Genomic DNA, 24,799 nt, shown 5'->3' with positions numbered 1-24,799 from the left:
AGGGTGGTATATATTAATGAATATTCTTGTTACTGGAGCAAAAGGTTTTGTAGGAAGAAATCTTGTTGCTGAACTAAAGAATAAGGGATATAATAATATCTTTGAATTTACTAGAGAAAGTGAACCTTCTTTGCTTGAGATTTATACAAAAGAGTGTGATTTTGTATTTCATTTAGCTGGAGTAAACCGTCCGATTGATGAATCGGAATATATGGAAGGAAACTATGGATTTACTTATGGACTACTAGAGTTACTGAAAAAACATAATAATAAATCTCCTGTCCTTATTACATCCTCCATTCAGGCTGAAAAAGATAACCCGTATGGGAGAAGTAAAAAGGCAGGAGAAGATTTAGTATTTGATTACTGTAAAGAAACGGATGCAAAAGTTTTTGTATATAGATTGCCTAACTTATTTGGTAAGTGGAGCAAACCTAACTATAATACGGTTGTCGCTACTTACTGCCATAATATTGCTAGAGACTTAGATATTCAAATAAATAACCCCGACGCAGAGCTTACTCTTTCTTATATAGATGATGTATTAGAAGAGTTTTTAAGAGCATTAGATGGTAACCCCACTTTACAAAATGAATACTGTGTAGTTCCTATAACACATACTATTAAACTAGGAGAACTAGCTGACCTTATAAAAAGTTTTAAAGAAAGCAGATTTAATCTAAGTATTCCTAATATGGAAGACTCTTTAACTAAAAAGGTTTATAGCACATATTTAAGCTTTTTACCGGAAGATAAATTTTCTTATGATCTTAAAATGAATTGTGACCATAGAGGTTCGTTTACTGAATTTATTAGAACCTCTGAAAGAGGACAAGTTTCAGTAAATGTATCAAAACCAAGTATCACAAAAGGGCAGCATTGGCATCATACTAAAAATGAGAAATTCCTAGTCGTAAGTGGAGAAGGACTAATAAGATTTAGAAAGATAGGTTCTGAAGAGATTATTGAGTATAGAGTGAGTGGGGAAAAGTTGGAAGTGGTTGATATTCCTACTGGATATACACACTCGATAGTTAATGTTGGTGAAAGTGATTTAGTTACAGTAATGTGGGCAAATGAACTATTTGATCCAGAGAAGCCGGACACATACTTCTTGGAGGTTTAATAGATGAAAAAATTAAAAGTTATGACAGTTCTAGGTACGAGACCAGAGATAATTAGACTATCAGCAGTTATTAATAAATTAGAAGCATCTGAAGCAATTGAACACGTCCTTGTTCATACTGGTCAAAATTATGATTACGAACTAAATGAAGTCTTTTTTCATGATTTTAATTTAAAAAAGCCAGATTATTTTCTAAATGCTGCAACAGGTACGGCAGTAGAAACAATAGGAAATATTCTAGTTAAAATTGATTCACTTATGGAAGAAGTAACACCCGATGCTTTTTTAGTGCTAGGTGATACTAATAGTTGTCTATGTGCGATTGCAGCTAAGAAAAGGCATATTCCAATTTTCCATATGGAGGCTGGAAATAGATGTTTTGATCAAAGAGTACCAGAAGAAACTAACCGAAAAATTGTTGATCACACAGCTGATATTAATTTAACTTACAGCGATATCGCGAGAGAATATCTAATCAGAGAGGGATTCCCATCGGATAGAATTATTAAAACCGGAAGTCCTATGTTTGAAGTTCTTAACTCCAGAAAAGAAGACATTGAGACATCAGATGTTTTAGAAAGACTTTATTTGGAGGAAGGGAAATATTTTGTAGTATCAGCCCATCGCGAAGAAAATATAAATTCGGAAACAAATTTTCTAGATTTAGTTGATAGCCTAAATGCAGTTGCTGAAGAATATAATATGCCAGTAATCGTTAGTACACATCCTAGAACGAAAAAAATGATTGATGCTAAAGGAATAGAGTTTAACCCATTGGTTAAAACAATGAAACCATTAGGGTTCAATGATTATGTGAAACTTCAAATTAAATCAAAAGCTGTATTAAGTGATAGTGGAACAATTAGTGAAGAATCCTCTATACTCGGGTTTAAGGCACTGAATATCAGACAGGCCCACGAAAGACCGGAAGCGATGGAAGAGGCTTCTGTTATGATGGTTGGACTAAAGAAAGAAAGAATATTACAAGGATTAGAAATTCTAGAGACACAAGAAAAAGGTACTTTAAGGATTGTTGGAGATTACAGTATACCTAATGTATCGGATAAAGTGTTGAGAATTATACTATCGTATACGGATTATGTAAATAAAGTTGTATGGGGGAAATAAAAGAAGGGTAGGAAATTGGGCTCAGATTCCCTCTCAGCTTAAGTTCAATTGGGTAAAGTGTAAAGAATGTTAAAATTTAGCCTTTTAGTTGTAAATACCTCATTCTTTTAAGTGAGAAAAGGAATGAGGACTTAATTTTTTGAATATCTACTTGTAAATATTTTACCGTCGTTGTAAATTCCCGGTACTTGTCACTCCACGAAATATCTTGTTTCACAGGAATGTTTCATGAATATTGTTAATGAAGAGAGCATATCATTTTAGGAATGTGGTTGGCTCTTTTTATTTCTGGTGGTCATTCAAGTATAATAAAGAAAGGTGTTTTTGAATTGGATATACTAGTAACGGGCGGTGCATGGTATATAGGTTCTCACACTTGTGGTGCTTTGTTGGGGGCAGGACATAGTGTAATTGTTACGGATAATCTTTGTAATAGTAATGTTTAGACGATTGATAAGATAAAACAAATTACCAATAAAGAAGTTGTTTTTCATCAGGTTGATGTGACGGATGAAGCAGTGGTGGATAAAATCTTCTTGGACCATCAGATTGCTGGTGTGATTCATTTTGCGGGACTTAAAGCAGTGGGAGAGTCTGTTGAGAAACCAATTTCTTATTATTATACCAACATTGTAGGTACTCTGGTACTTACCAAAGCTTGTCTTAGATATGGTGTGAATCGATTTGTATTCGCTCATCTGCAACGGTATATGGAGATAATCAAGTACCATTTGTAGAAACTATGAGTCTTTTACCAACGACGAATCCTTATGGCGAAACGAAAGCGATGAGTGAGCGGATACTATTTGATATAGCAAAAGCTAATCCTGCTTTTTCAGTATCATTATTACGCTATTTCAATCCAGTAGGTGCCCATGAGAGTGGTTTAATTGGTGAGGCACCAAATGGAGTCCCTAACAACTTGATGCCATATGTAACTCAAGTGGCCAAAGAAAAACTAGAGAAATTAAAAGTCTTCGGAAATGATTATCCAACAGTAGATGGTACGGGAGTGCGCGATTATATTCATGTATTGGATCTGGCTGAAGGTCATGTTGCTGCACTAAATAATCTTACTGAAGGTGTTCATGTTTATAACTTAGGTACCGGTAAAGGTACTAGTGTACTAGAATTAGTAAAGGCTTTTGAAGAAGCGAATGATATTAAAATCCCATATGAAATCGTCGATCGCAGACCTGGAGATATTGCTGAGTGTTATGCCGATGCTTCAAAAGCAAAACGTGAATTAGGCTGGACTGCCAAACGCGATATTTTTGCGATGTGCCGGGATGCATGGCGGTTTGAGAAGTGTTATAAAGAAATAAATTAAATGGTATATTACCCGCTAGTCTTTTCTATTTGGCAGATTGGCGGGTAATTTATTTTTTGTTTTATTGCTTTATTGACTAAATTCGTTAAAACACAGGCGCTTGTCACCGACCGAGTTTAAGCAGGAAAATACGAATAAGATAGTAAAAAGCCTTGTGGTCAATATTTGACCACAAGGCTTTTTAAAATTCAATAATGGTTCTTGAATTAAAAAAGGTTTAGTTAGTGTTTATTAGATCCAATTGTGATTTTAATTCGGTTTGAATTCTTTGTTTCTCCTCCGGAGCGACTAAGCCGTCATATATATTGTTAATTTTTGTCCCTGTTTCTTTAATTTCCATTTGTTCAATGCTGTTCCCAGCTATTTTATAATTTTTTTGAATGTCTACCATTTGGTCAAAGGATAAGTTTGTTTTGACATTTTTTCCAAGAGCAGTGAAGATTGATTACGGCCATTGGAATGTACCACTACTGACATAGTTTTTACCACCGAATGAAAAAGAATGTACCAAAGAATGACAGACTATTTACCACTCAATCTATCTGGTGATTAAAGATATAAAACCATAGTTTTGAGAATCAAAATGTCATAAAAAATTGATTGACTTTCAATAAGATCAGTCTTCGGCAAACGGTCTAGATTAACTCTTATATTACGTAGTAGACTAAATACTGCGCAATAAACAACTCCAGTTTTTGAGGACTTTTTGAAGAATGTCACTTAGAGTAATGGATCTGATAGTTGAATAAGGTTAGTCATGACAATGAGTATTTTACTCTGAATATTGAAGACTAGTAGGAATTAAATTAATAGAATGTCGTTTACTCGAAAGCGAAAAGGACTATTATTTGGTATTATATACCTTGATGACTATCAATAATGAATCATAGAACTTAAAGAGGAGAATAGATGAGACAATTTTACAAAGATAATAAGTGGATTATTCCTATTTCAATATTGATTGTATTAATCCCTATGGGTTTAAATCTCTTTTTTATATATGGTGATTTAAATACGGGTAAGGATTTAGGGAATGTCGAATGGTTGGTGTTTTGGGGGAGTTATCTTGGAGGGGCAGCAACCTTAATCGCAGTGTGCTTAACATTAAGCCAAAATATGAAGGTTATTAAACAAAATGAAAAGATTTTTATTCAGAATCAAGAAAATTTAATCTTTCAAGAAGAGCGCTCAAGGATAGCTCTTATGCCGTATATAGAAGTAATGGTGTCTCTTGATGAAGATATGAGTTTGCATAAAACAAAACTTCATCCTCCTAATGGTTTTATAATCCTAACAAACAACAATGATGCCAAAAGATTTAGTTCTGATTTCCCCCAAAAGTATCATCAAATTATTGAATCGGGATGGGTCGAGGAAGAAATTAGTGATGGAGTTACTACGTTACGTCGTGCAAATCACAATTTTATACGGTTAATTATGACGCAAAAAGCACCTTCGCTTGCAAGAAACATTCAGCTATCTGTTTGTTTGGTTGTAGAGCAGGTGGAAACAAGAATATACCTTAATCCTCCTTTTCTATTAGCTGCTATGGAGAGTGTTAAACTACCAATATTCTTTGATAAGGATTGGTCCGAAGGGGATTATAAATTCATCGTATCTTTTGAAGATATTGAAGGGCGCAGCTATGAGCAGTTCTTTACTATACAACATAAAGGTAGCCTCAATTATAGCTTCACTCCTATAAACGAACCTGAACTGCAAAATAAAAGCAGTTATTAAATTGAATATTAAAAGATAAAGTTGAATTTTGGAACAAGAATTTTCACTAACGGGAGAGGATTGTTTAAGAAGGGATGTTTTTGATATATATAGAATTATTATAGTCATTAAATGCTTTAGGAGGTAATTACTTTGGGTGAGGGACCAAAACAATTTGAAGAAAATGAAGTTTATAGAGAAAAATTTTAACTTTAAAAAAGGGGAAGAGTATGACGAGAGAAGAAAGAAAAGCAGCGCTTATCAAAGAAATGATTGCTATTTTGAGTCACGATGATGTTGAGGCTGATACCAAATATACCTATTTAAGAGACACTGCTATCCAAAAATGGACGGATGATATCCGAAATGGCGAGAAAACGAAATATCGCGGGTGTATCTATTGGTCAGCTAAAGCTATCGCTAAGTATTTAGAAAATATAGAGTTAATTAAAAACAAATCGGAAGATGCCCCTCGAAATCCTGAATTAGGCTTGAATCACGAACATGTAATTCCTAAAAGTTGGTTGATTACAAGGATATTCTTAGATAAAACAAAAGGGGAACCTTTAAAAGATGCCTGGCAATACCTTGATTTTTATTTAGAAAATATGACGTTTGCTTGTGTTGTTACAAAAGCAGAGCATGGTTTAATCAATAATCCCCCAGAAGGAGGAAATTATAGTTCTGTGATGCCTGAAGAAGCCTTCGGGAAAAACACCTGTAATCCTGATTATCATAAATATTGGTTGAGATATAAAAAAGCGGGTGTAAAAGTTTATCAATTGAAATGGAATGGAGAAAAAACAAAGGCTTCCATTGAAGGTGAGATCAACACAGATATCATCGATTGGGCAGAACCTTTGATTCCTATAAAACAAAATATATATGTTGAAAACCAACTTATTTATGATTTAGATAAAAAGATAATTGTTTTTAAATGAAAATGACATTATTTGAACGTACTTTCTTTAATATAGCGCTGTTTTGGGTCCATTATAAGAATCAATTTTTAAAGGAAACAATGGGTGACAGGAACTATCCAGAGAATTTCCAGTTTGTTAGGGATGGTGCCTGTGTCACCACCCGGATTTTGTTAAAGATTGATAGACTATATGAGTGGGTAGAGTGCTAAATAGAATTGCAGCCGACTAATGTTAGGGTAGCTTGGTGGTCAATCCTTTAATACGTTCTATAATGTAAACAATTGACTTGAACCTTTTGTCAATAATCTGGCGGAAATATTGTCTAAAAGTAAGGGGACGCCTATACTGTCTATAGCTTCCCTAATATCGGATTGCGAAATCCTGTGGAGGATTGCTGCCTGAACATTTAATGGACGCAGGAATTGTCCAGAAGTTGACGATATGCCTGTCTGGAAGTAGGTGGTAGGTGTTGTTGGAATTAATCAGGGTTCACCTTCGTTAACTGAAGCAAATCTTTAATCGCCTACTTCACACTCTTTCTTTTATACCAGGAAGGTGCCTGTCGCTCGATGTCCGCATGGCTGTAATCACTAGCTAATTTCTATATTAAATTCAAGGGTGACCTTCATAAAAGGTAAAATCATCAACTTAGTTTTTTAAATTTTTCTTTTTTCCACTTACCAACTTTATCATTAACGTGGAGACGATTCCAAACTTTCATGTTACACATTTCTGCGAATTCCTTTGCTTTGGGAGAATAATAACTGGTTGTAATGAATAGCGTATCAGAGCAACCATAGAATTCTTTTCCTCCATTCAACTTAATAATATCTGCATTTCCAACACTATTTTCCTTCGCCCATCGCTTACATTGAACAGCTATCTTTACACCATTCCTTGGATCCTTCATAACAATGTCCACTCCATGATCTCCAGAACCTCCAATTAATTCTGGGCTAAAGCCTAAATCTTTAAAGTATAAGTAAATTAATCTTTCAAATTCACTACCAGATAAACTATCAATATTAGCTTTTAGCAGTTCCGTATCATTATTAATTTTATTTATGTATGTAATTTTACTCCCCTCTTTAGTATTGTTTACAGCTTTTTTGACCGGTATAAATAAACCAATTATTGAAGTAAGAATAAAAGGTGTAATCAGAGCTGCAAGTAGATGGATCCAATCTAGCCTATTTAATAGAACATTGGAAAGGTAATAAAATAGAAGAATAAAATATATAATACTTTTGATAATTGCCTTTTTTCTTTTAGTCACTTCTTTTTCTCCTGTTCGAATTTCCATTTATCATCGACCACGGGAGCAGTTCTTGTGGTCGATCTTGAAAGATATTATCAATATAGAGCGTAAACAATGAATATAGTTTAAAATGCTATACCCCATAATGTGCTCTTTGTTAGATTTGTTCCTTAACGGGATTTTTAAAATAAAAAAGGAACCTCTATGTTAAATAACGGATATAATAACTTGTTTGTTTAGTTAAAACTGGACATATTAAAAAAACAATTGTTTTATCAGGGATGGCTGCCAGAAGTAAACCGCTGAAATCTGGCAACATTCATCAAAATTATTATGAGAATAGGGGGCAGAACCATTTATTTGAATGGTGCCTGTCACCACTCGAATTATTAGCCTTCAAATATATGCAGCCATTTTCTTTATAAGTAATTTTTTTCGTAAGCAGTTAAGTGTTTAGGCTAAGGGCTATGGGGTCAGACCCCCACTCAGCTAAAGTTTAAAGCGTTAAAGTGTGAGGGTTATGTATAGGGCATGGCCCTATTTTTTGTTCGTGAATTTGTCAAATTTGGTGGTTAGATTAGTAAGGGGATTGGCGGATTTTGTTGAATTTTGTCATTTTATATTACAAGAAAGAGGTGTGATGTTAGTTGTCGAGAGATCACCGTGTTTGGTTTTCTGGAGCTAGGTATCATATTACGAATCGGGGAAATTGGAGGGCTTCTATTTTTTATGATGATTTTGACCCTGAGGAGTACTTAAAGATTTTAGAAGAATCCTGCAAATATTATCCTTTTCATCTTCACGCCTACTGTTTATGACCAATCACATTCATCTTCAAATCGAAACGATTAACCATCATCCCAAAGATTTTATAAAAATGCTAAATTCCCGTTATGCCATGTATTTTAATAAACGCCATCATCTGGTTGGCCACGTTTTTCAGGGAAGTTATGGAGCGGAATTGATTGATACTGCAGACTATTTACTTGAGGTAAGTAGATTATTCTTTTGAATCCGGTCGAAGCGAACATGGTCAAGTCTCCTAAAGAATACTGCTGGAGCAGCTACATTGCCTATGTGACAGAAATCAAGGATCCTCATGTGACTACCACGAAAATATTATCGCATTTTCCAGATCTACAGAAAGAGAATTACCGCCACTTTGTTGAAGGCCTTAACCTTTCTTCCATTAAAGACAAAGACAGATGAGAGAGGGAGGATATTATTAGTAACAGTTAAGACACTTAGTATTGGCTTGAAGGTTATCTTGTACAGGCTTATTTTTCAAACCCGATGTATAACATATTATCCGTCAATCCCCAGTGTGAATGGAAAACCGTTTATAACTCATACTATTAATATTCCCCACACTAAAAGGTGAGTTATATGAAGGGTCAAAATAAAACAATTAGAAACCTGAAGCTCCAGTTGCAAGAAACAAAAGATTTAATAACGCACTCCTTTGAATATTTTAATCAGGAAATTTCTTTGGTGTATCTGCAAAGCCTATGTGACAGTCAGAAAATTAAGACTGATATAATCCAACCTTTAATGATGTGTGAGAAAGAATCGAAATTTCTTTTGCACCTTTTGTCGTTACCATCTGGTAATGACATTCAGAACGGTGAGGACCTACAGTCTTTAGTCATTGATGGGTGTGTCTTAATTTTTATTTCGGGTTCTGTTTATTCTTATAAGGCTCAAAAAGAATTCAATACTGAGGCTCAGGATTCGTCGGTAGAGATGTCCGTTCAAGGACCTCAAAAAGCATTCTCGCAGGATTTGGATCAAAATATCACCTTTATTCGAAAACGATACCCAAGCAGCAAGATAAAAGTAGAATACCAAGAGGTCGGGTCTTTATCCAAGACGAGAATCGCCCTTCTTTATGATATCGATTATGTGGATTTTACTGTCCTAAAAAAGTTAAAGAAGCGTTTAAGTGAAATAGATATGGATGTTATTCAAGCTGCCGGTCAATTAAATAATGCTCTAACGGGAAGAAAGATTAGCTTATTTCCGACCACGATGATTTCAGAACGACCCGATCGGGCTATACTCAATCTTTCACAAGGGAAAATTGTCATCGTGATACACGGAACGCCTTTTGCCGTAAGTCTTCCAGCTGTTTTCTTTGATTTTATGTCTTCAATGGATGATCTGTACCATGCTTATTGGATTAAGAAACTCATGCTTACTATTCGTTATGCTGCATTGATTATTACACTGGCATTGCCTGCTTTATATATCGCAATAACATCGTATAATCCTGAAATACTGCGATCACAGCTTACCTTAACCATTGCTGGAAGCAGGGCAGGGGTGCCTTATCCATCTTTCTACGAAGTTCTTTTTATGATGCTGGTAGTGGAAATGTTGGTGGAAGCAAGTATAAGGCTGCCAAAGGCAATCGGGCCAACAGCGACAACGGTGGGGGGACTAATTCTTGGCCAGGCCGCCCAACAGGCAGAGCTTGTCAGTTCAATTATGATTATTATTACGGCATTTGTGGCCATTGCCAATTTCACGATCCCGATTAACGCTATGAGCTTTGCCATTCGGTGCATTCGCTATCCCTTAATTCTTGCAGCATCCTTCTTCGGAATTGTTGGGCTGGTGGCAGGCATCATTGTGACGATATGTGTTTTAGTTGATATGCGAAGCTTTGGAACACCCTTTTTATCTTTGTATTGGGGCTCTTCGGATAAGATTGAAACTATAAGCGAGAGTCCAAAGGAGGGTCATGAATAGTTGATTCGTCATTTCTACTATATCGTCATCTTGACAATGATGATAAACATCATGGTAAATGTGCCAGCTGTTTTAATTCAAAAGCGGTTTGACGGCACGATTATGTCTATGATTCTAAGTGTTTTTATCGGAGGCTTATTGGTGATCATATTTACTTTTGCTATGGGTAAGTATCCACAAAAGGGCCTCCCTGAAATTTTCCTCCTTGAAAGGGTTCCGGCTTTTATTCGTAACCCCTATTTAGCCTTTTTGGCCTTAATGTGGATAGCTGCTGGGTCATTTGCCTTAATTTCTTACAGCTATGTCATTAAGCTATATATCAGCCCGGATATGAGTCTGGGGGTCATTCTTGCCTTTTTACTTATTATTGTCATATTTGGTGCTTTAAAAAAAACGGACTCCATTCTTTTCTTAGTTGAAATTGTTGTTCTCCCTGCTGCACCATTAGTGGCGTTTATTTTATTCAAGGCTTTTAGCAGCAAATACTTTTATTGGGAGCATATTTTTAGAATGCTCCATAACATTTGGCAATTTCCTAGCTATAGCTCTATCGCTGCGGCTACCTATGTATTTATTGGGTACATAAATTTGGTTATTATGAATCGTTTTATCAATTCAAAAAAAGTTTTAAAGTTTATATGGATTCTTCCCATCATAGGGTTTCTAGTGATAATTTGCACATTTTTTATACCAATCGCTTTTCTGGGCGTCGATGGTGTAAACGATGTGGTATTTCCTTGGATCTTCATAAGTGACTCTTTAAGGATGGAATTTGGCTTCATTGAAAGGGTGCTATATTTAATCCTGTGCTTGTATCTGCTTCTCATTTTAGTGTTCGGGATTATAACATGGCATGTTGGACTAAAGCTTTTAGAGGGAATAATTGAAGGGAAAAATATGAAAAGGAACGGTAGGAAAAAGATCTATAAATATGTATTCCTGATAAGTATTGGGCTTTGTACGATTATCCTCCAATCCCTTACAAATCAACGGGAATTTTTCTATATTGTAAAGACGTGGCTAAACATTCGCTTTCCTGCCGAGATAATGTTGGTAGCCTTGGTATTTTTCTTATCGAGGAGGCGGAAGACGTGAGGAAACAGTTTGCACTGATAGTGGTCCTTACCTCATTTTTCCTATCTGGCTGTCAATTTAACGATCTAGATAAACGTTTCTTTGTGGTTGCCATCGGAGTGGATTTAACACAAGATGAAAAAAACCCCTACCGTGTCATAATGAAATTAGCGATTCCTTCGGCTCAGGTCGAGCCTGGAAAATCGAGGTTTCAAATTATTAAAAAAGAGTCTAATTCTATTCCCGAAGCTATTCGGATCATCCAGTCAATGGTGGATAAAAAATTAGACTTCGGCCATTGCAGGGTGATTATTTTAAATGAAGATATTTTGCAGCATGATCAATTAGCCGTAATCAAATGGTTTATAAAGCGCCCTGATATACAAGGGATTTCATATGTAGCTGTTGGAAAGCCGTCGGCAGAAAAAGTGCTATCTTGGAAGGTGAAATCAGAGAGATTGCCTGCAAACGCCCTTATTTTAGCATTTAATGAAGTAACTAATAATTCACCATATGTAATGTCTGATATTCTTAATGACTATTATATGAGACTTAGAGAAGATGGGATTGACCCGTATTTACCAATTATCGAGCCCATAAAAGGGTCCTTTAGAATTAATAAAGCCGTGGTATTTAAAGAGAAAAAGATGAAAGCCGAGTTAAATCCAAATGAAACTAGATTGTTAAATGAGCTTCTGAACAATGAGAAAACAAACTTAATCAACGTTGGGAAGAGGAATGAGCGACTTTTTGTAAATGCCGAACACACAGATACGAAATGGAAAATAATTGTCCCGAAAAAGGGGAAACCTTATGTTCTTCTTTATATTAAGATTCATGGTATTGTTGAGGAATCAGAAATGACCCTTCATAGACGGAGTGATCTTGCAAAATATGAAAAGAAGGCTGCTAGCCAAATTAGCTCAAGGGTAAAGGAGTTTCTTATTCATCTTCAAGAATTAGAGGTTGACCCACTAGGACTTGGGCTAAAGTATCAGGCCAAATATGGGATAACAAATAATAACATAAGCCAGTGGAAGGCGATCTATTCTAATCTGGAATTTAAGGTGAAAACGGATGTAAAGCTTAAGGGGACTGGGGCAATGTATTGATTTTTAGAATAGGTGTTATTTGAAAAATTATTAAAAGATGAGCCGTAGAGGGGCTATTTTGCATGTCCCACGTATCATGATTACCAAATTTGTCACAAGGAGAATAACTTAGTTTGTTTAATTGTATGTGGTAAAGGAGCGTGATCTTCATGCGTATTGGCGAAAAGAAAAGCTTTGTCTATTTTCCCTCCTATGGCTTGATCGAAGTGAGTATGGCTGACTCTCAAAAAAGCGAGACCACCAGTTAAGCAGGCAGGTGGAGAAAGAAGAAAGTATGTCGCTTGAACAACTCTCCAGGAATACCCTGAGTGACGCATCGATCAGAGAAATGTTTGAACAGGCCTACCCGGGGCATACCGTTATTCAAAACGGAAACGAGTGGACGATTGTCCCGAACGAGAACCTTGACAAGAAAAAATTCAAAGACTAGCCTTAGCTGCCGAAGGCTTACCAGTTGAGAAAGGAGGGAATCCCGCAAGGGATGAAAGCGGGACACGAAACCCTCTTTTCCTCCTGGCAACATGAATCGTGCGGCTGTCTTTATTTCTTGCGGGGACAATCGGTCATGAATGCCAACCTGTGTACAGGACTAGCCAGGTTCAGCCGCCAGCCTGAGTTCCTTTTTAAAAAAAGCCCTTTGCTCTTCGATTTTCGACCTTCGATCTTCGTCCTCGTTATGTTTCCAAATGGGTGAACAGGCCATATTCTCTTTGGAAGTCAAGTTCAATGGTGCCGGTGGGGCCATTGCGGTGCTTGGCGAGTATGACTTCGATTTTGTTCCGGTACGCTGAGTCTTTGGTGTAGTAATCATCGCGATATAGGAAGGCGATCAGGTCGGCATCCTGCTCGATTTGCCCGCTTTCACGCAGGTCGGAGAGAACGGGATGCTTGTCGTGGCGGCTTTCGACGCCTCGGCTCAGCTGGGACAGGGCGATGACGGTTACGTTCAGTTCTCGCGCCATGGTTTTCAGGGCCCGTGAGATTTCATTGATTTCGGCCTGGCGGTTTTGTCGGAAGCTTCGGTCGCCCTCAATTAGCTGGAGGTAATCGATGACGACGAGGATTCGCTGCTCTTGGCCGTATTCCCGTCGTGCTTTGCGAACCTTGGACCAAATATAGGGGATATCCATTCCGGCTTTGTCAAAAATATGGAGATTCAGTTTGGACAGGGCCCCGATGGTATCGGTAAAATGCTGCCAATCTTCCTCTTGAAATTCCTTCTTCGGGTTTTTCATTTTCCGGCTGTCGATCAAGCCGGTGAATCCCGCCATCCGTTTTAGCAGCTGCTTTTTGGACATCTCTAGGGAGAAAATCAGGCTGAGGTCCTGTTTGGCTGCATGCAGCGCGACATTCAGGGCGAAGGCTGTTTTTCCCATGCTCGGACGGGCTCCAATGATGATTAGGTCGGATTCCTGGAAGCCGCCAGTGAGTATATCGAGATTAGGGAAGCCGGAAGGAATGCCGACGATCTCACCCAAATCTTTTTCACAATCCATGAACAAATCCACCAAAGACGGGGTGATGCTGCCGGTGTCTTCGTCGGTAAGCTGGTCATCGATCGCCATTAGCTCTTGAATCCCGGTGTGGATCGTCTTTCGGATGTCTTTTCCGTTTGCCTGCTCGATGAGGCGCGAGGCAATGTGAATCGTTTTTCGCTTTTGCGCATATTCCTTGACGGCTTGCTGATAAAAGGGAAAGTTGGCGGTGGTCGGCACGCTCCCGGCCAGTCGATTCAAATAGCTAACCCCGCCAATCCATTGCAGATTGTCAACGCCGAGCTCGTCAATCATTGATACATAATCAATCGGCTTTCCCTTCTCATCCAGGCTGCGAATCGCCGAATAAATCAGCCTCAGCTGCGGAAAATAAAGCTGCTCCGGCAGAATCGCCGCCTCCTTCACCAGCCCGCTGTCCAGAAACAATGCCCCCACGAAAGCCTCCTCCACCTCCTGACTAAAGCATGACGGTTCTTGTGTTTGTATTTGATTTATCATAATTGTGCCTCCTTGATGCATGGGGACGGTTCTCGTGCATCATTTTTTGTAATATTGATAAGCTTGAAGGGAGTAGTAATTCCAGTTCCCGAAAGGGAACCCTTGCGCGTCCGTCTTGTGTTGTTTTCGTAAATATTGTTGTTTTGCTTTTATGCGACCGACGGCTAATTTTTCCAAGCGTTGGGGCGCATAGAAAGGCTATATGCGACCGAACGGCTTTTTTTCCAAGCGTTGGGGCGCATAGAAAGGCTATATGCGACCGAACGGCCAATTTTTCCGAGTGTTGGGGCGCATAGAAAGGCTATATGCGACCGAACGGCCAATTTTACCAAGTGTCGGGGCGCATAGAAAGGCTATATGCGACCGAACGGCCAATTTTACCAAGTGTCGGGGCGCATAGAAAGGCTATATGCGACCGAATGGCCAATTTTACCAAGTGTTGGGGCGCATAGAAAGGCTATATGCGACCGAACGGCCAATTTTACCAAGTGTTGGGGCGCATAGAAAGGCTATATGCGACCGAACGACCAATTTTTCCAGGTGTTGGGGCGCATAGAAAGGCTATTTTATTCAGAAAGCAACAATCTTTTAGAAAAGGGCCTTATTTTTAATAAAGGGAAGTACGTCCCGACATGAGATGGACCGGGACCATGACGTGTGCTGTTTACGCTATCTCTGAATTCCCAGAATGGCCCGCATGTTGGCCAGTTCCCGCTGGATCACTTCTTCGCTCGCCAGCTTATGCCTGGCGGCCATGATGACTCTGGTCTCACTGGTATTAGGGACGGTCATGGCGCCGGAAGACTTTGGCAGCAGGTCGGCGATTTTGGGTGGATAGGGTGATTCTTTGACAAACGAAAACAGTCTTTCCTGCACGATGTCGTAAGCATAGCCTTTGAGCACTTCATGCCATAGATTCACCTTTTCCTGATTGACAATAAATTGGTCGTAGAAAGTGTTGATTGCCTTTAATAACTCAAACGTTTCACGCTTCATCATTGAGATCGAAATCCTCCTCGTTAAGGGTTCGGGTGGTGGCGGTTTGGCCCCTTCGTTTTTCAAAGAGGGGATTCGCTTGCGACTTTTGGTTGAGATAGGATTCAAATTTGGTTCCAAACAGTGTTGCCGGTCTCAGGTATGTACTCATATGTGGATCATCGAGCCATTCGGCTGTCTTTAAGTCGATGACCTTCTTAAAGTCCTCCACGGTAAAGCCTTCTCGTAATCTTGCTTGAATCAGCTGGTTTGTTTTCTTTGTTCCTGATTTGTAGTTAGCATCGGTTTTGGCGTTGAGGTAGTCGACGATGTCGACAATAGGTTTTTTCTCTGTGGTAGTCTCTGAAGTATTCTCTGGTATTGCTTGGGTCAGGTTGATTTCTTCTGTGGTCCAGTCTGGACTCTCAGACAGGTCAGTCTGAACCGACGGTTGGCCAGAAGTTGTGAAGAGGTCAGCTTGTACCTGTGTTGTGGGTGTAGTGTCGGCGATGGCGGGACCTTCCCCCAGGGATTCCAGCAGTTGATAATCGATTGTGTACCATTTGGTTTTATCGAGTTTTAGCTTGTTCCAATTGGACGAGATCAGGAAACCCTGTTCTTCGAGTGAGCGGATGGTTCGTTTAATGGTACTCTCCGACCAGAAGGGCATTTGTTTCTGCCACTCCTTATAGGAGTTGTAAATCCATTTCTGTCCCTCAATCACATGGGAACTAGTCTGGATCCAATAGTGAATCTGCTGAAGCACGATGGCTTCGTTCAGACCCATTTTGACAGCGAGTGAAGGGATGATCATGATGGGCGCTTCGTTCAACAGTAATTTCGTCATCGATTTTTTCCTCCAGTGTGGTGTGAACCCCATTTTGAGGCACAAGAACCGTCCCCGTGCTTCACCCTTAAGATATCGGGTTTGGTAGAATTAGTCGAATTGCCTCATTTCCAATTTGGAGCGAATTTGGGTAGGAAAATGCGATTTTTGACTCCAAATCGGAAATGATAAAGGGGTTTTCGTGAATTTCGTACCAATTTGATAGTTTTTAAATTGAAGCATGGGGACGGTTCTAGTGCTTCATTTTTGGGAAAATGACGGAGGGCATTACGCTTTTAGGAACAAGGAAGAACTTATCTTTGACACGCGGCAGAAAAAAACTCTCGAGTCTCATTCGTGCATTTGGTATACGGGGGTCTCATTTTTTAATGACCGACTACATCCCGAAAGGGATTTGTATTCCATACTGCTTTTTTATTGCTCGCCAAAAAAAATGCCTCAATCTGTGTATTCTAATCTCAAACTATCAAAGAAAGCATAGGCAAGTTATCAGACAAGCACTTATTCAGGGATAACCCAAGGTTCCTTTTTCAATAAATAAAGGAAGGATGCCTGTCACCACCCGAATTTTTTCCAAGATAGATAGAAATCTTTATAAATGGAAAATGGTAGAATAGAGTTGCGACTGAATATTGTGAGGGTGGACGGACGGTTGTTGATCTTCTTTTCCTTTTAAATGCCACCATTATCGCACCAATGTTAACCGGATTCTTAGTTGTTAGCTTTGGCTGCTCTTCGATGTTTGTAACAGCGGCGAGTGCGGCGGTAGCTGGAATGTCAGCTATGTTCTTTGTTAAACCAGGTCAACGGCAAGTAAAATTGAGTTAAAAAGGATGGGTGCATAGTGGATATTGTTTCTACCTCCATATTGATTAAAAATAAAGAATTGTCCCCTGTTGAATTAGTCAAGAAAACGTTAGACAAAATCTCGGAAGAAAACCCGAAGAATAATGCCTTTATTACCGTTTGCGAAAAAGAATCATTGCAGGCTGCAAGAGAATTAGAGAAAGAGTTAATCGCAGGGGAAATAAGAAGTCCGCTTCATGGCATCCCCATCGCTGTTAAAGATTTAATTTTTACAAAAGGGGTTCGTACAACGATGGGCTCGAAAGTGTATGAGCAATTTGTCCCGGATGTTGATGCAACAGTCGTCCAAAAATTAAGGGATGCAGGAGCTATTATTATTGGGAAAACGAATACACATGAATTTGCCTATGGCCCGATTGGCGATCGTTCTTATTTTGGTCCATGCCGTAACCCGCATAATTTAGATAAAATTACTGGCGGTTCTAGCAGCGGATCGGGTGCAGCCGTAGCTTCGGGGATGGTTATGGGTGCTTTAGGGTCGGATACAGGTGGTTCCATTCGGATTCCAGCAGCTGCCTGCGGAATAGTTGGAATGAAACCAACCTTTGGTTTGGTAAGCAAAAGAGGAGCTTTTCCTTTAGCCTATACGCTTGATCATGTTGGTCCTATGACCACAAATGTGAGGGATAATGCATTGATGCTGAACGTACTCGCTGGCTATGATGCAGAGGATCCCTATTCGTTACATATTGAAGGCAGGGACTATTCCAGTCTAATCGGTCATGACGTTAAAGGGAAAGTGATTGGCATCCCTTCTAGTTATTTTGAATGGATTGATGAAGAAGTACATGACGCGGTCATGAAATGTATTCAAATTTTTGAGCAGGCTGGAGCAGTCATCATGAAAGTCGATATTCCTAATTTGGCTAAAGTGGCAAAGGCCCAGCTTGTGACGATTCAATCAGAAGCGGCGGCTGTCCATGTTGATACTTTAATTCACCACAAAGATGATATTGACGATGAAGTTTATGAAAGATTAGTAGCAAGTCAAGCAGTCAAAGGCTTTGAATATGTTGAATCGCAAATTGAAAGGAAGCAAATCATTGCAGAGTTTAATCAAGTCTTTGACAAAGCTGATATCTTATTGACACCGACCCTGCCAATTCTACCAACGAATATTGGGCAGCGTGATGTTGTGATACGAAATCAAACCGAGGCGGTCCGCCACGCATTGCTAAGGTTAACGTCCCCAACAAATTATACAGGCAATCCATCGTTATCAATTCCTTGTGGACTATCATCTAGTAAACTGCCAATCGGTGTCCAACTAATCGGAAAACATGGTCATGAAGCCGAATTATATCAATTTGGGTATGCCTTAGAACAAACATTGAATAAGGGCCATTTCTCGAAGCATGGGGACGGTTCTCTTGCTTCAATTTAGGGAAAATGAGGAGTGCATTACGCTCTTAGGAATAAGGAAGAACTTATCTTTAACACGCAATAGGGAAAACAACTCTCGAGCCTCATTAGTACACTTGGTTAGGGATTGCATTTTTTAAGACCGACTACATCCCGAAAGGGATTTGTATTCCATACTGCTTTTTATATTGCTCGCCCTTAAAATAGCCTCAATCTGTGTATCCTAATCTTAAAACTATCAAAGAAAGCAGAGGCAAGTTATCAGACAAGCACTTATTCAGGGATAAGCCAAGGTTCCTTTTTCAATAAAATAAGGTTGTTTTTTTCGTTTTATAAAATTAAATCCAAAAATAAAAGGTTCAAATCATATGTGATTTGAACCTTTTATTTTTGTACTCTAAAGCCGAATCCGTTAACCTAATTTTTAACAATCTTTATATCTATTTTTTATAGAAATCATACCCTATTGCTTAATTAAGCCACCCCAAGAACTTCACGGATGCTTGTCTTATATACATCAGCTTTTGGACCGTAGATAACTTGAACGCCGTCACTTACCATGATAAATCCATTAGCTCCAAGCTTCTTCCAATGTGTCAAATCCGCAACTTTTGTCTTGTCCTTCACTTTTACACGCAATCTGGTAAAGCAGGCATCTACATTGAGGATATTGTCCTTGCCGCCTAATGCCTCGATAATATCATAAATTAAATCATTTTGTGAAAATTGCCCGCCGATGGCTTCTTCGACCGTTTCTTCTTCACGTCCTGGTGTTTTTAAATTAAACTTTTGAATCGCAAAACGAAAAGAGAAATAGTAAGCCACGAAATAAGGGATACCGAGAATTGGAACCCAAATGAAGTTAGAACCTTTTGCCCCTTGCAGGACTCCGTTAAAGATAAAACTAATAAATGGTCCGCCGAATGCACTCGAACCCGGAATGTTAATTTCAAATATATACGCTAGCATGTAGGCAAATCCAGCAAAGATAGCATGGATTCCAAATAGAAGCGGTGCAGCAAATAGGAAAGCAAATTCGATTGGTTCCGTAATACCCATAAAGATACAAGGAATAATGGAAGCAATCATTAATGTGCCTACCCGTTTTTTATTTTCTGGTTTCGCAGTATGATAGATGGCTAGTCCTGCTGCTGGCAAACCAAACATTGCAAAGAGTACCTTACCATTCATAGCGAAACGAGTAACGTCAATGTTAAACAGTGCATCTTTAGAAGAAAGCATCGCTTGGTAAATATTGATGGCGCCTTCTACCGTTTTTCCATCGATCACCATGGACCCGCCAAGACTCGTGAAAAAGAATGGAAGGTAGACGAAATGATGCAACCCAAACGGAAGCAAAGATCGTTCCGTAAAACCGTAAATAAAGCTTCCTGCTGCACCTGTTCCTTTAATCAAATCAGAAAGATGGATTAAAACAGCTTGGAAAGATGGCCAGATAAATGCAGCAGCCACACCCATTACGATTGAGGACAAAATCGAAACAACAGGGATAAATCTGGTTCCGTTAAAGATCGAAAAAATTGGCGGTAAAGAAATATTATAATAGCGATTGTGAAGCCATACGACAATAAAACCCATGATAATTCCGCCGAATACTCCAGTATCAAGTGCGGGAATACCTAATATCGCCTTTTGTCCGGTTAATAGATTAGCTGGATCTAACTGTCCAAGGCTAATGAGTAAACTGCCCATAATCTTATTAAAGGCTAAATAGCCAAGAAATGCAGACAGCGCTGCTATACCTTTTTCTTTCTTGGCATATCCGATGGCAATTGATATGGCAAAAATCACTGGTAAATTATCAAATACAACATTTCCTGCATCTTTAATTAGTTTTAGGATCATGACAACAACTTCATTGGTTAAAAAGGGAATTGCTTGTTGGACCGCTGTACTTGTAAAAGCGGACCCAATCCCCATCATAATCCCTGCAATTGGCAGAATCATGACAGGTGTCATTAAAACTTTACCGAGCTGTTGAAAAGAAGAGAACAACTGCTTTTTGCCCATCCATATCACCTCTTAGACATTTGCGATTACTATCAGTCCCGGGTCATCTGTAATCGCTTTCTGCCACCATCGTAACATGTGCCAAAAAGGAAACAGGAAAAGTTTCATTTTGTGAAACTTTTAAACAACTGATTTCCTATTTAGGTTAATTTTTGTATAATCTTTTCATTTGCCTATTTCAGCAGCTGTTTGGCATACGTTAAGTAAAGTACATTGATGATACTGTGCATAGCATATTCCTGTATGACAGGTGAGTTAAAATGTTCATTTTTGATTTTACTTACTTTTAAAACTACTTCCGCATTTTTGCAAATCTCGGCATGTTCATCAGAGGTTAAGATGACGGTTTTAATCCTTTTTTGATTTAAGACTTTGCTAACCCTCTGAATATGCTTCGTTGAGCCGGAAAAGGAGATAATGAATGCTAAATCTTCTTTTGATAAAGACTTTGCCTCCTCCATTTGACTTTCCTCCGTACTAAAGGAGGAGCAGTATTTTTGCAATCGAGTAAATTTTATTTGTGCGTTCTTAGCGACAATTTGAGAATAGGTAGCTCCAAAAAAGGCAATCTTATTCGAGTGTTTAATTAAGGTTAGTGCATTTTGAATCGATGCCAGCTCGATTAATTGTTCCGTTTCTTTTAAAGACTTTATAATTTGGTCAAAGTATGACGGAACAGAGAAAATTTCCTCATCCTCTTTAGCAACTTCGAAATCCATTTCATTTTCAATCATTTCATTATAGTCAATGCAAGCATTTTTCAAATCTTTAAAACTAATGTCTCCTATTCTTTTACAAAAACGGCTGATTGATGCTGGTGATGTATGACATTGTTCGGCCACATCATAGATAGACATTTCAGGGAAAATCTTTGCGTTTTTCAGGATGAAATCGGCAATATTTGCCTCCGTTGATGAACGATCTTCGCAGTTTTCGATAAAGCTAAGAAGTCTGATCCAAAATCTATACATCAGGTACACCTCAAAATTTTTTTATTTTACTCAAAAATGAATAAAAAGCAACCTTATTTCACATTTTGAAACTTTTCGAGAGTCAAAGAAAAATGGGTTTATGATGTTCACAGAAAGTAACACCAAAGATTTCTAATCTTATCATTGGAGGTTATCATAAATGAAAAAATTTAATGTACTGATTGTTGGCGGCGGAAGTACTTGGACTCCAGGATTATTAACAAGCTTGGTTAATCGTAAAGAGCAATTCCCCATTAACCGCCTTGTCATGCTTGACAATAATGCAGAGCGCCAAGCTGTGATTGGTGAATATGCAAAGGTTTTATTTAATGAAAAATATCCTGAACTTGATTTTTATTATACTACAGATAAAGAAGAGGCATATCTCGATGATTTGGATTTTGTTTTTTGCCAAATCCGTACCGGCGGATATGCTATGCGGGAAAAGGATGAGAAAATTCCGTTAAGTATGGGGATTATTGGACAAGAAACGTGCGGCCCTGGCGGATTCTCCTATGGATTGCGCTCCATTAAAGACATGGTAGACATTGTGGAAAATGTTCGTGCGAAGACAGATAAAGCATGGATTCTGAACTATACCAATCCAGCAGCAATCGTGGCGATTGCCCTGCAAAAATTATTCCCAGAGGATAAGCGGATCTTAAATATCTGTGATCAGCCAGAGAATTTGCTCCGCTCTTATGGAAGATTACTAGGTGGAATGAGCCCACGCGATTTTGAACCAGTCTATTACGGTTTAAATCACTTTGGCTGGTTTGAGCATTTATATGATAAAGATGGAAAAGACTATGTGCCTGTATTGGAAGAGATGATCCTTTCTCGAGGGTTCCTGCCGGCGGATTATGAACAGCGTGACAAATCATGGCTGGAAACGTATGCAATGGTTGAACAAATTGTTCGCGATTTTCCAGGATACTTGCCAAATACTTACTTACAATATTATTTGTATCCAGATAAAGTATTAAAGAAATTAAATCCTGAATTCACCCGGGCAAATGAAGTTATGGCCGGAAGGGAAAAGCGTGTCTTTGAAGAATGCCGTCGTGTGGCTGAAGCAGGGACATCACAAGATTCAAATGTTGTTGTTAATGATGCTCATGGAGAGTTTATCATCATCGTTGCTGAATCGATTGCCTATAACCAGGGTAAAACGTTTATTGTTATTTTGGAAAATAACGGGATTATTGAAAACCTTCCAAATGATGCCATGGTAGAAGTGCCTGCTGCTTTAACGATTAATGGTCCAAAACCATTTGCCATTGGGAAAATCCCAACCTTCCATAAAGGACTAATTGAAGGTCAAAATGCTTACGAACAGCTTACGGTGGAAGCCTACCTTGAAAATTCATACGAAAAGGCGCTTCAAGCCTTAACGTTGAACCGGACCGTTGTTTCAGGTTTACAAGCTCGACAGGTTCTTGATGCCTTGATTGAAGCAAACGGTGACTTTTTCCCTGAATTAAAGAAGGCAGAAAAAGAATTAGAATTAGCGAAATAAAAAGGTTTGATCAGGCTAATGGGATGGCGGAAGTGCCTTCCCATTCTTTTTAGAAACGCGAGGGGAGAGTTATTATGTTTTTTAAAAGAAGTCAAAAACACAAGCAAATAATGATACAAAGTCCTCTTGAAGGAGAAATTCTACCATTAGAAAGTGTCCCAGATCCAGTTTTTTCACAAAAAATGCTGGGAGATGGCTTTGCAGTTAATCCTGCCAATGGAACAGTGGTATCCCCAATAGACGGACAAGTAATGAATGTTTTTCCTACAAAACATGCGGTTAGTCTAAGGGATACGAATGGGAAAGAAATCTTAATCCATGTGGGGTTGGAGACCGTGAATTTAAAGGGTGAGGGATTTACATCCTTTGTAACGGATGGACAGAAAATAAGAAAAGGCGAAAAATTATTGGAAGTTGATTTTGCAGCAATAAAAGATAAAGTGCCTTCCATCATAACAACAGTCGTCATTACTAATTTGAATAATCATGAAAAAGTGGTTCTTGATGAACAAGGAGCTTTGATTGTTTGTTAAATTAGGAGACCAAGCATTTAATCTTGCTTGGTCTTTTTGCGTCAGGAATATTTTATATTGGCTGGCCAATCTGTTTTTTAGTTCTTCCCGTTTAATCCACAATTAGCTTATATCGCAACACAGCAGCCAGCCCGGCACCGTGCTTGAATTCTCCAGATTTAATTAGGTTATTTAAATCTTTCATCGAGATTTTATGTACTTCAATTTGTTCGCTGCTTTCCAGGTTTTGCTCCGTTGTTGTTAACCCTGCTGCTGCAAATAAATGAATCTCCTCACTTGTAGAACCCGGGGAAGGGTAGAAGCTTCCTAAATCGAGCCAGTGCTCACCCTTGTAGCCCGTTTCTTCTTCTAATTCCCTTTTTGCCGTTTCCAGAGGAGTAGGGTCGTGATCGTCAATCATTCCCGCCGGCAGCTCCCATTGCCAGCTTTTCATGGCGTGGCGATATTGCTTAATACAGACGATTTCATTGTTGTCTGTAATCGGGAGGATACACACACCTTTAGCAAAATCTATATAGGAGAACGTCTTTTCCTCCCCGTTTGGGAGAACGATCTGATCCATTGTTAACTCAAAACGGTCTACCTTTTCATTTGTAGAACTTTTAATCTTCCAAGACATATTATTCACCTCATGTTTTTAATCATTATCCTCATTTTACATGGATTCCATTAGAAAAACATTTTTTTAAGATAGGATAATCAAATGAGGCATGGGGACGGTTCTTTTGCATCATTTTTAGGCATTGGGCTGGGAAAGTGGTTATTCCCGCGGAGAGGGGACGGAAGGAGGAGCAGCTAATCAAAATTGAAAAGCCGGATTCCATTAAGAAAAGCAGCTGGATTTAAACATTGGGGAGGGATCCTTTTAAAATACGAATCAGAAAGGAGAAATCTGCGTGAACAATCCGATATCGAAGGAATTAAAGTAGGAATAAGGAAGCAGTGACAGATACGATCCGTATTAGATTTCGACATACTTCTACTGCCAAAATCAATATTAAGGCAGTTTCTGACAAGGTTTAGGCAGATACTAAACAATCGTTTGGTTAAATGACAAATTATTTACCGAAATCGAGCGTAGAAGGTTATAAAATTGATAGTTTTTTAGCTTTTAATCAAACGTTTGTCTGACCGACAAGCATTTTTGTGTAAGTGGAAGAAAAAGTCCGCCAGCGGCAAGACTTTCAATCAGTTTACATAAACGTTTTTTTAGGTTGCACAGGGGCAACAATTTGTTGAAATCCATCGGTAGGTGCCGGCCACTTAATTTCCTAATTTG

19 protein-coding genes and 2 pseudogenes are annotated in these 24,799 nt (G+C 38.7%); 14 read left to right on the top strand and 7 right to left on the bottom strand.

All coding sequences use genetic code 11. From position 1 onward, the window contains the following. The first annotated feature begins 16 nt into the window (after nucleotides 1-16). The 5 genes and pseudogenes from V5M37_RS27470 to V5M37_RS27450 all read left to right on the top strand — a co-directional run bounded on the left by V5M37_RS27470 (nucleotide 17) and on the right by V5M37_RS27450 (nucleotide 6,244). Nucleotides 17-1,126, top strand: coding sequence for a capsular polysaccharide biosynthesis protein CapF (locus tag V5M37_RS27470; protein ID WP_423800043.1), 1,110 nt, complete (start codon nucleotides 17-19; stop codon nucleotides 1,124-1,126). A gap of 3 nt (nucleotides 1,127-1,129) precedes the next feature. Further along, nucleotides 1,130-2,254, top strand: a complete 1,125-nt coding sequence (gene wecB / locus V5M37_RS27465; protein ID WP_423800042.1) for a non-hydrolyzing UDP-N-acetylglucosamine 2-epimerase — start codon at nucleotides 1,130-1,132, stop codon at nucleotides 2,252-2,254. 329 nt (nucleotides 2,255-2,583) lie between these two features. Then, a pseudogene (gene galE, locus V5M37_RS27460) lies at nucleotides 2,584-3,584 on the top strand (UDP-glucose 4-epimerase GalE). A 909-nt stretch (nucleotides 3,585-4,493) separates the two neighbouring features. Beyond that, entirely contained in the window at nucleotides 4,494-5,324 is an 831-nt protein-coding gene (locus V5M37_RS27455) for a hypothetical protein (RefSeq protein ID WP_423800041.1), read from the top strand. Nucleotides 5,325-5,533: 209 nt separating this feature from the next. Beyond that, nucleotides 5,534-6,244 (top strand): hypothetical protein, encoded by a 711-nt coding sequence (locus tag V5M37_RS27450; RefSeq protein WP_423800040.1) that lies wholly within the window; start codon nucleotides 5,534-5,536, stop codon nucleotides 6,242-6,244. A 625-nt stretch (nucleotides 6,245-6,869) separates the two neighbouring features. On the opposite strand, the gene V5M37_RS27445 is transcribed toward V5M37_RS27450, so the two are convergent. Beyond that, the gene (locus V5M37_RS27445) at nucleotides 6,870-7,529 is read right to left on the bottom strand and encodes a restriction endonuclease (protein ID WP_423800039.1); all 660 of its coding nucleotides are present in this window, start codon (nucleotides 7,527-7,529) and stop codon (nucleotides 6,870-6,872) included. A 769-nt stretch (nucleotides 7,530-8,298) separates the two neighbouring features. Between V5M37_RS27445 and V5M37_RS27440 the strand changes: the two genes are divergently transcribed. The 5 genes from V5M37_RS27440 to V5M37_RS27420 all read left to right on the top strand — a co-directional run bounded on the left by V5M37_RS27440 (nucleotide 8,299) and on the right by V5M37_RS27420 (nucleotide 12,851). Continuing rightward, complete coding sequence (locus tag V5M37_RS27440) at nucleotides 8,299-8,496, top strand: transposase (RefSeq protein ID WP_423800038.1); 198 nt, start codon at nucleotides 8,299-8,301, stop codon at nucleotides 8,494-8,496. 374 nt (nucleotides 8,497-8,870) lie between these two features. Continuing rightward, a complete protein-coding gene (locus V5M37_RS27435) occupies nucleotides 8,871-10,235 on the top strand; it encodes a spore germination protein (protein WP_423800037.1) in 1,365 nt (454 codons plus the stop codon). Then, nucleotides 10,236-11,330, top strand: a complete 1,095-nt coding sequence (locus V5M37_RS27430) for a GerAB/ArcD/ProY family transporter (protein ID WP_423800036.1) — start codon at nucleotides 10,236-10,238, stop codon at nucleotides 11,328-11,330. Continuing rightward, the gene (locus V5M37_RS27425; RefSeq protein ID WP_423800035.1) at nucleotides 11,327-12,421 is read left to right on the top strand and encodes a Ger(x)C family spore germination protein; all 1,095 of its coding nucleotides are present in this window, start codon (nucleotides 11,327-11,329) and stop codon (nucleotides 12,419-12,421) included. Before V5M37_RS27430 ends, V5M37_RS27425 begins: the two co-directional genes overlap by 4 nt. 274 nt (nucleotides 12,422-12,695) lie before the next feature. Next, nucleotides 12,696-12,851: a hypothetical protein gene (locus tag V5M37_RS27420; protein ID WP_423800034.1), complete on the top strand. Its 156-nt coding sequence runs from the start codon at nucleotides 12,696-12,698 to the stop codon at nucleotides 12,849-12,851. Between the two features lie 244 nt (nucleotides 12,852-13,095). Here V5M37_RS27420 and dnaB read toward each other — a convergent pair whose 3' ends face one another. The 3 genes from dnaB to V5M37_RS27405 form a co-directional block, all read right to left on the bottom strand. Then, nucleotides 13,096-14,415: a replicative DNA helicase gene (gene dnaB / locus V5M37_RS27415; protein ID WP_423800033.1), complete on the bottom strand. Its 1,320-nt coding sequence runs from the start codon at nucleotides 14,413-14,415 to the stop codon at nucleotides 13,096-13,098. Between the two features lie 669 nt (nucleotides 14,416-15,084). Further along, a complete protein-coding gene (locus V5M37_RS27410) occupies nucleotides 15,085-15,414 on the bottom strand; it encodes a replicative helicase loader/inhibitor (protein ID WP_423800032.1) in 330 nt (109 codons plus the stop codon). Beyond that, nucleotides 15,401-16,237 carry a conserved phage C-terminal domain-containing protein gene (locus V5M37_RS27405; RefSeq protein WP_423800031.1) on the bottom strand — a complete coding sequence of 279 codons (837 nt, stop codon included), beginning with the start codon at nucleotides 16,235-16,237 and terminating at the stop codon, nucleotides 15,401-15,403. The genes V5M37_RS27410 and V5M37_RS27405 overlap by 14 nt, the downstream gene beginning before the upstream one ends. Before the next feature lie 666 nt (nucleotides 16,238-16,903). On the opposite strand from V5M37_RS27405, the pseudogene V5M37_RS27400 reads away from it, so the two are divergent. Beyond that, nucleotides 16,904-17,047, top strand: a pseudogene (locus V5M37_RS27400) (MFS transporter); the annotation flags it as partial. Between the two features lie 34 nt (nucleotides 17,048-17,081). After that, complete coding sequence (locus tag V5M37_RS27395; protein ID WP_423800030.1) at nucleotides 17,082-18,488, top strand: amidase; 1,407 nt, start codon at nucleotides 17,082-17,084, stop codon at nucleotides 18,486-18,488. A 452-nt stretch (nucleotides 18,489-18,940) separates the two neighbouring features. Here V5M37_RS27395 and V5M37_RS27390 read toward each other — a convergent pair whose 3' ends face one another. Both V5M37_RS27390 and V5M37_RS27385 read right to left on the bottom strand, forming a co-directional pair. Further along, the gene (locus tag V5M37_RS27390) at nucleotides 18,941-20,497 is read right to left on the bottom strand and encodes a PTS transporter subunit EIIC (RefSeq protein ID WP_423800029.1); all 1,557 of its coding nucleotides are present in this window, start codon (nucleotides 20,495-20,497) and stop codon (nucleotides 18,941-18,943) included. A 173-nt stretch (nucleotides 20,498-20,670) separates the two neighbouring features. Beyond that, nucleotides 20,671-21,468 (bottom strand): MurR/RpiR family transcriptional regulator, encoded by a 798-nt coding sequence (locus V5M37_RS27385; protein ID WP_423800028.1) that lies wholly within the window; start codon nucleotides 21,466-21,468, stop codon nucleotides 20,671-20,673. Between the two features lie 160 nt (nucleotides 21,469-21,628). On the opposite strand from V5M37_RS27385, the gene V5M37_RS27380 reads away from it, so the two are divergent. Together V5M37_RS27380 and V5M37_RS27375 are read left to right on the top strand one after the other, a co-directional pair. Then, nucleotides 21,629-22,987: a 6-phospho-alpha-glucosidase gene (locus V5M37_RS27380; protein WP_423800027.1), complete on the top strand. Its 1,359-nt coding sequence runs from the start codon at nucleotides 21,629-21,631 to the stop codon at nucleotides 22,985-22,987. A 74-nt stretch (nucleotides 22,988-23,061) separates the two neighbouring features. Continuing rightward, a complete protein-coding gene (locus V5M37_RS27375) occupies nucleotides 23,062-23,520 on the top strand; it encodes a PTS sugar transporter subunit IIA (protein WP_423800026.1) in 459 nt (152 codons plus the stop codon). Nucleotides 23,521-23,611: 91 nt separating this feature from the next. Here V5M37_RS27375 and V5M37_RS27370 read toward each other — a convergent pair whose 3' ends face one another. After that, a complete protein-coding gene (locus V5M37_RS27370; protein WP_423800025.1) occupies nucleotides 23,612-24,139 on the bottom strand; it encodes an NUDIX hydrolase in 528 nt (175 codons plus the stop codon). Nucleotides 24,140-24,799 lie beyond the last annotated feature (660 nt).

Source organism: Neobacillus sp. SAB-20_R2A (genome assembly GCF_049568635.1).
Classification (GTDB): domain Bacteria; phylum Bacillota; class Bacilli; order Bacillales; family Cytobacillaceae; genus Neobacillus; species Neobacillus citreus.
The sequence above is the reverse complement of the archived record's forward strand: the minus strand, read 5'-3'. Positions and strand labels throughout refer to the sequence as shown.

Excerpts from the sequence above, each read along its gene's own strand:
- V5M37_RS27470 (WP_423800043.1), top strand. The coding sequence starts at position 17 with ATGAATATTCTTGTTACTGGAGCAAAAGGTTTTGTAGGAAGAAATCTT.
- wecB (WP_423800042.1), top strand. The coding sequence starts at position 1,130 with ATGAAAAAATTAAAAGTTATGACAGTTCTAGGTACGAGACCAGAGATA.
- V5M37_RS27455 (WP_423800041.1), top strand. The coding sequence starts at position 4,494 with ATGAGACAATTTTACAAAGATAATAAGTGGATTATTCCTATTTCAATA.
- V5M37_RS27450 (WP_423800040.1), top strand. The coding sequence starts at position 5,534 with ATGACGAGAGAAGAAAGAAAAGCAGCGCTTATCAAAGAAATGATTGCT.
- V5M37_RS27445 (WP_423800039.1), bottom strand. The coding sequence starts at position 7,529 with ATGGAAATTCGAACAGGAGAAAAAGAAGTGACTAAAAGAAAAAAGGCA.
- V5M37_RS27440 (WP_423800038.1), top strand. The coding sequence starts at position 8,299 with ATGACCAATCACATTCATCTTCAAATCGAAACGATTAACCATCATCCC.
- V5M37_RS27435 (WP_423800037.1), top strand. The coding sequence starts at position 8,871 with ATGAAGGGTCAAAATAAAACAATTAGAAACCTGAAGCTCCAGTTGCAA.
- V5M37_RS27420 (WP_423800034.1), top strand. The coding sequence starts at position 12,696 with ATGTCGCTTGAACAACTCTCCAGGAATACCCTGAGTGACGCATCGATC.
- dnaB (WP_423800033.1), bottom strand. The coding sequence starts at position 14,415 with ATGATAAATCAAATACAAACACAAGAACCGTCATGCTTTAGTCAGGAG.
- V5M37_RS27410 (WP_423800032.1), bottom strand. The coding sequence starts at position 15,414 with ATGATGAAGCGTGAAACGTTTGAGTTATTAAAGGCAATCAACACTTTC.
- V5M37_RS27405 (WP_423800031.1), bottom strand. The coding sequence starts at position 16,237 with ATGACGAAATTACTGTTGAACGAAGCGCCCATCATGATCATCCCTTCA.
- V5M37_RS27390 (WP_423800029.1), bottom strand. The coding sequence starts at position 20,497 with ATGGGCAAAAAGCAGTTGTTCTCTTCTTTTCAACAGCTCGGTAAAGTT.
- V5M37_RS27385 (WP_423800028.1), bottom strand. The coding sequence starts at position 21,468 with ATGTATAGATTTTGGATCAGACTTCTTAGCTTTATCGAAAACTGCGAA.
- V5M37_RS27380 (WP_423800027.1), top strand. The coding sequence starts at position 21,629 with ATGAAAAAATTTAATGTACTGATTGTTGGCGGCGGAAGTACTTGGACT.
- V5M37_RS27375 (WP_423800026.1), top strand. The coding sequence starts at position 23,062 with ATGTTTTTTAAAAGAAGTCAAAAACACAAGCAAATAATGATACAAAGT.
- V5M37_RS27370 (WP_423800025.1), bottom strand. The coding sequence starts at position 24,139 with ATGTCTTGGAAGATTAAAAGTTCTACAAATGAAAAGGTAGACCGTTTT.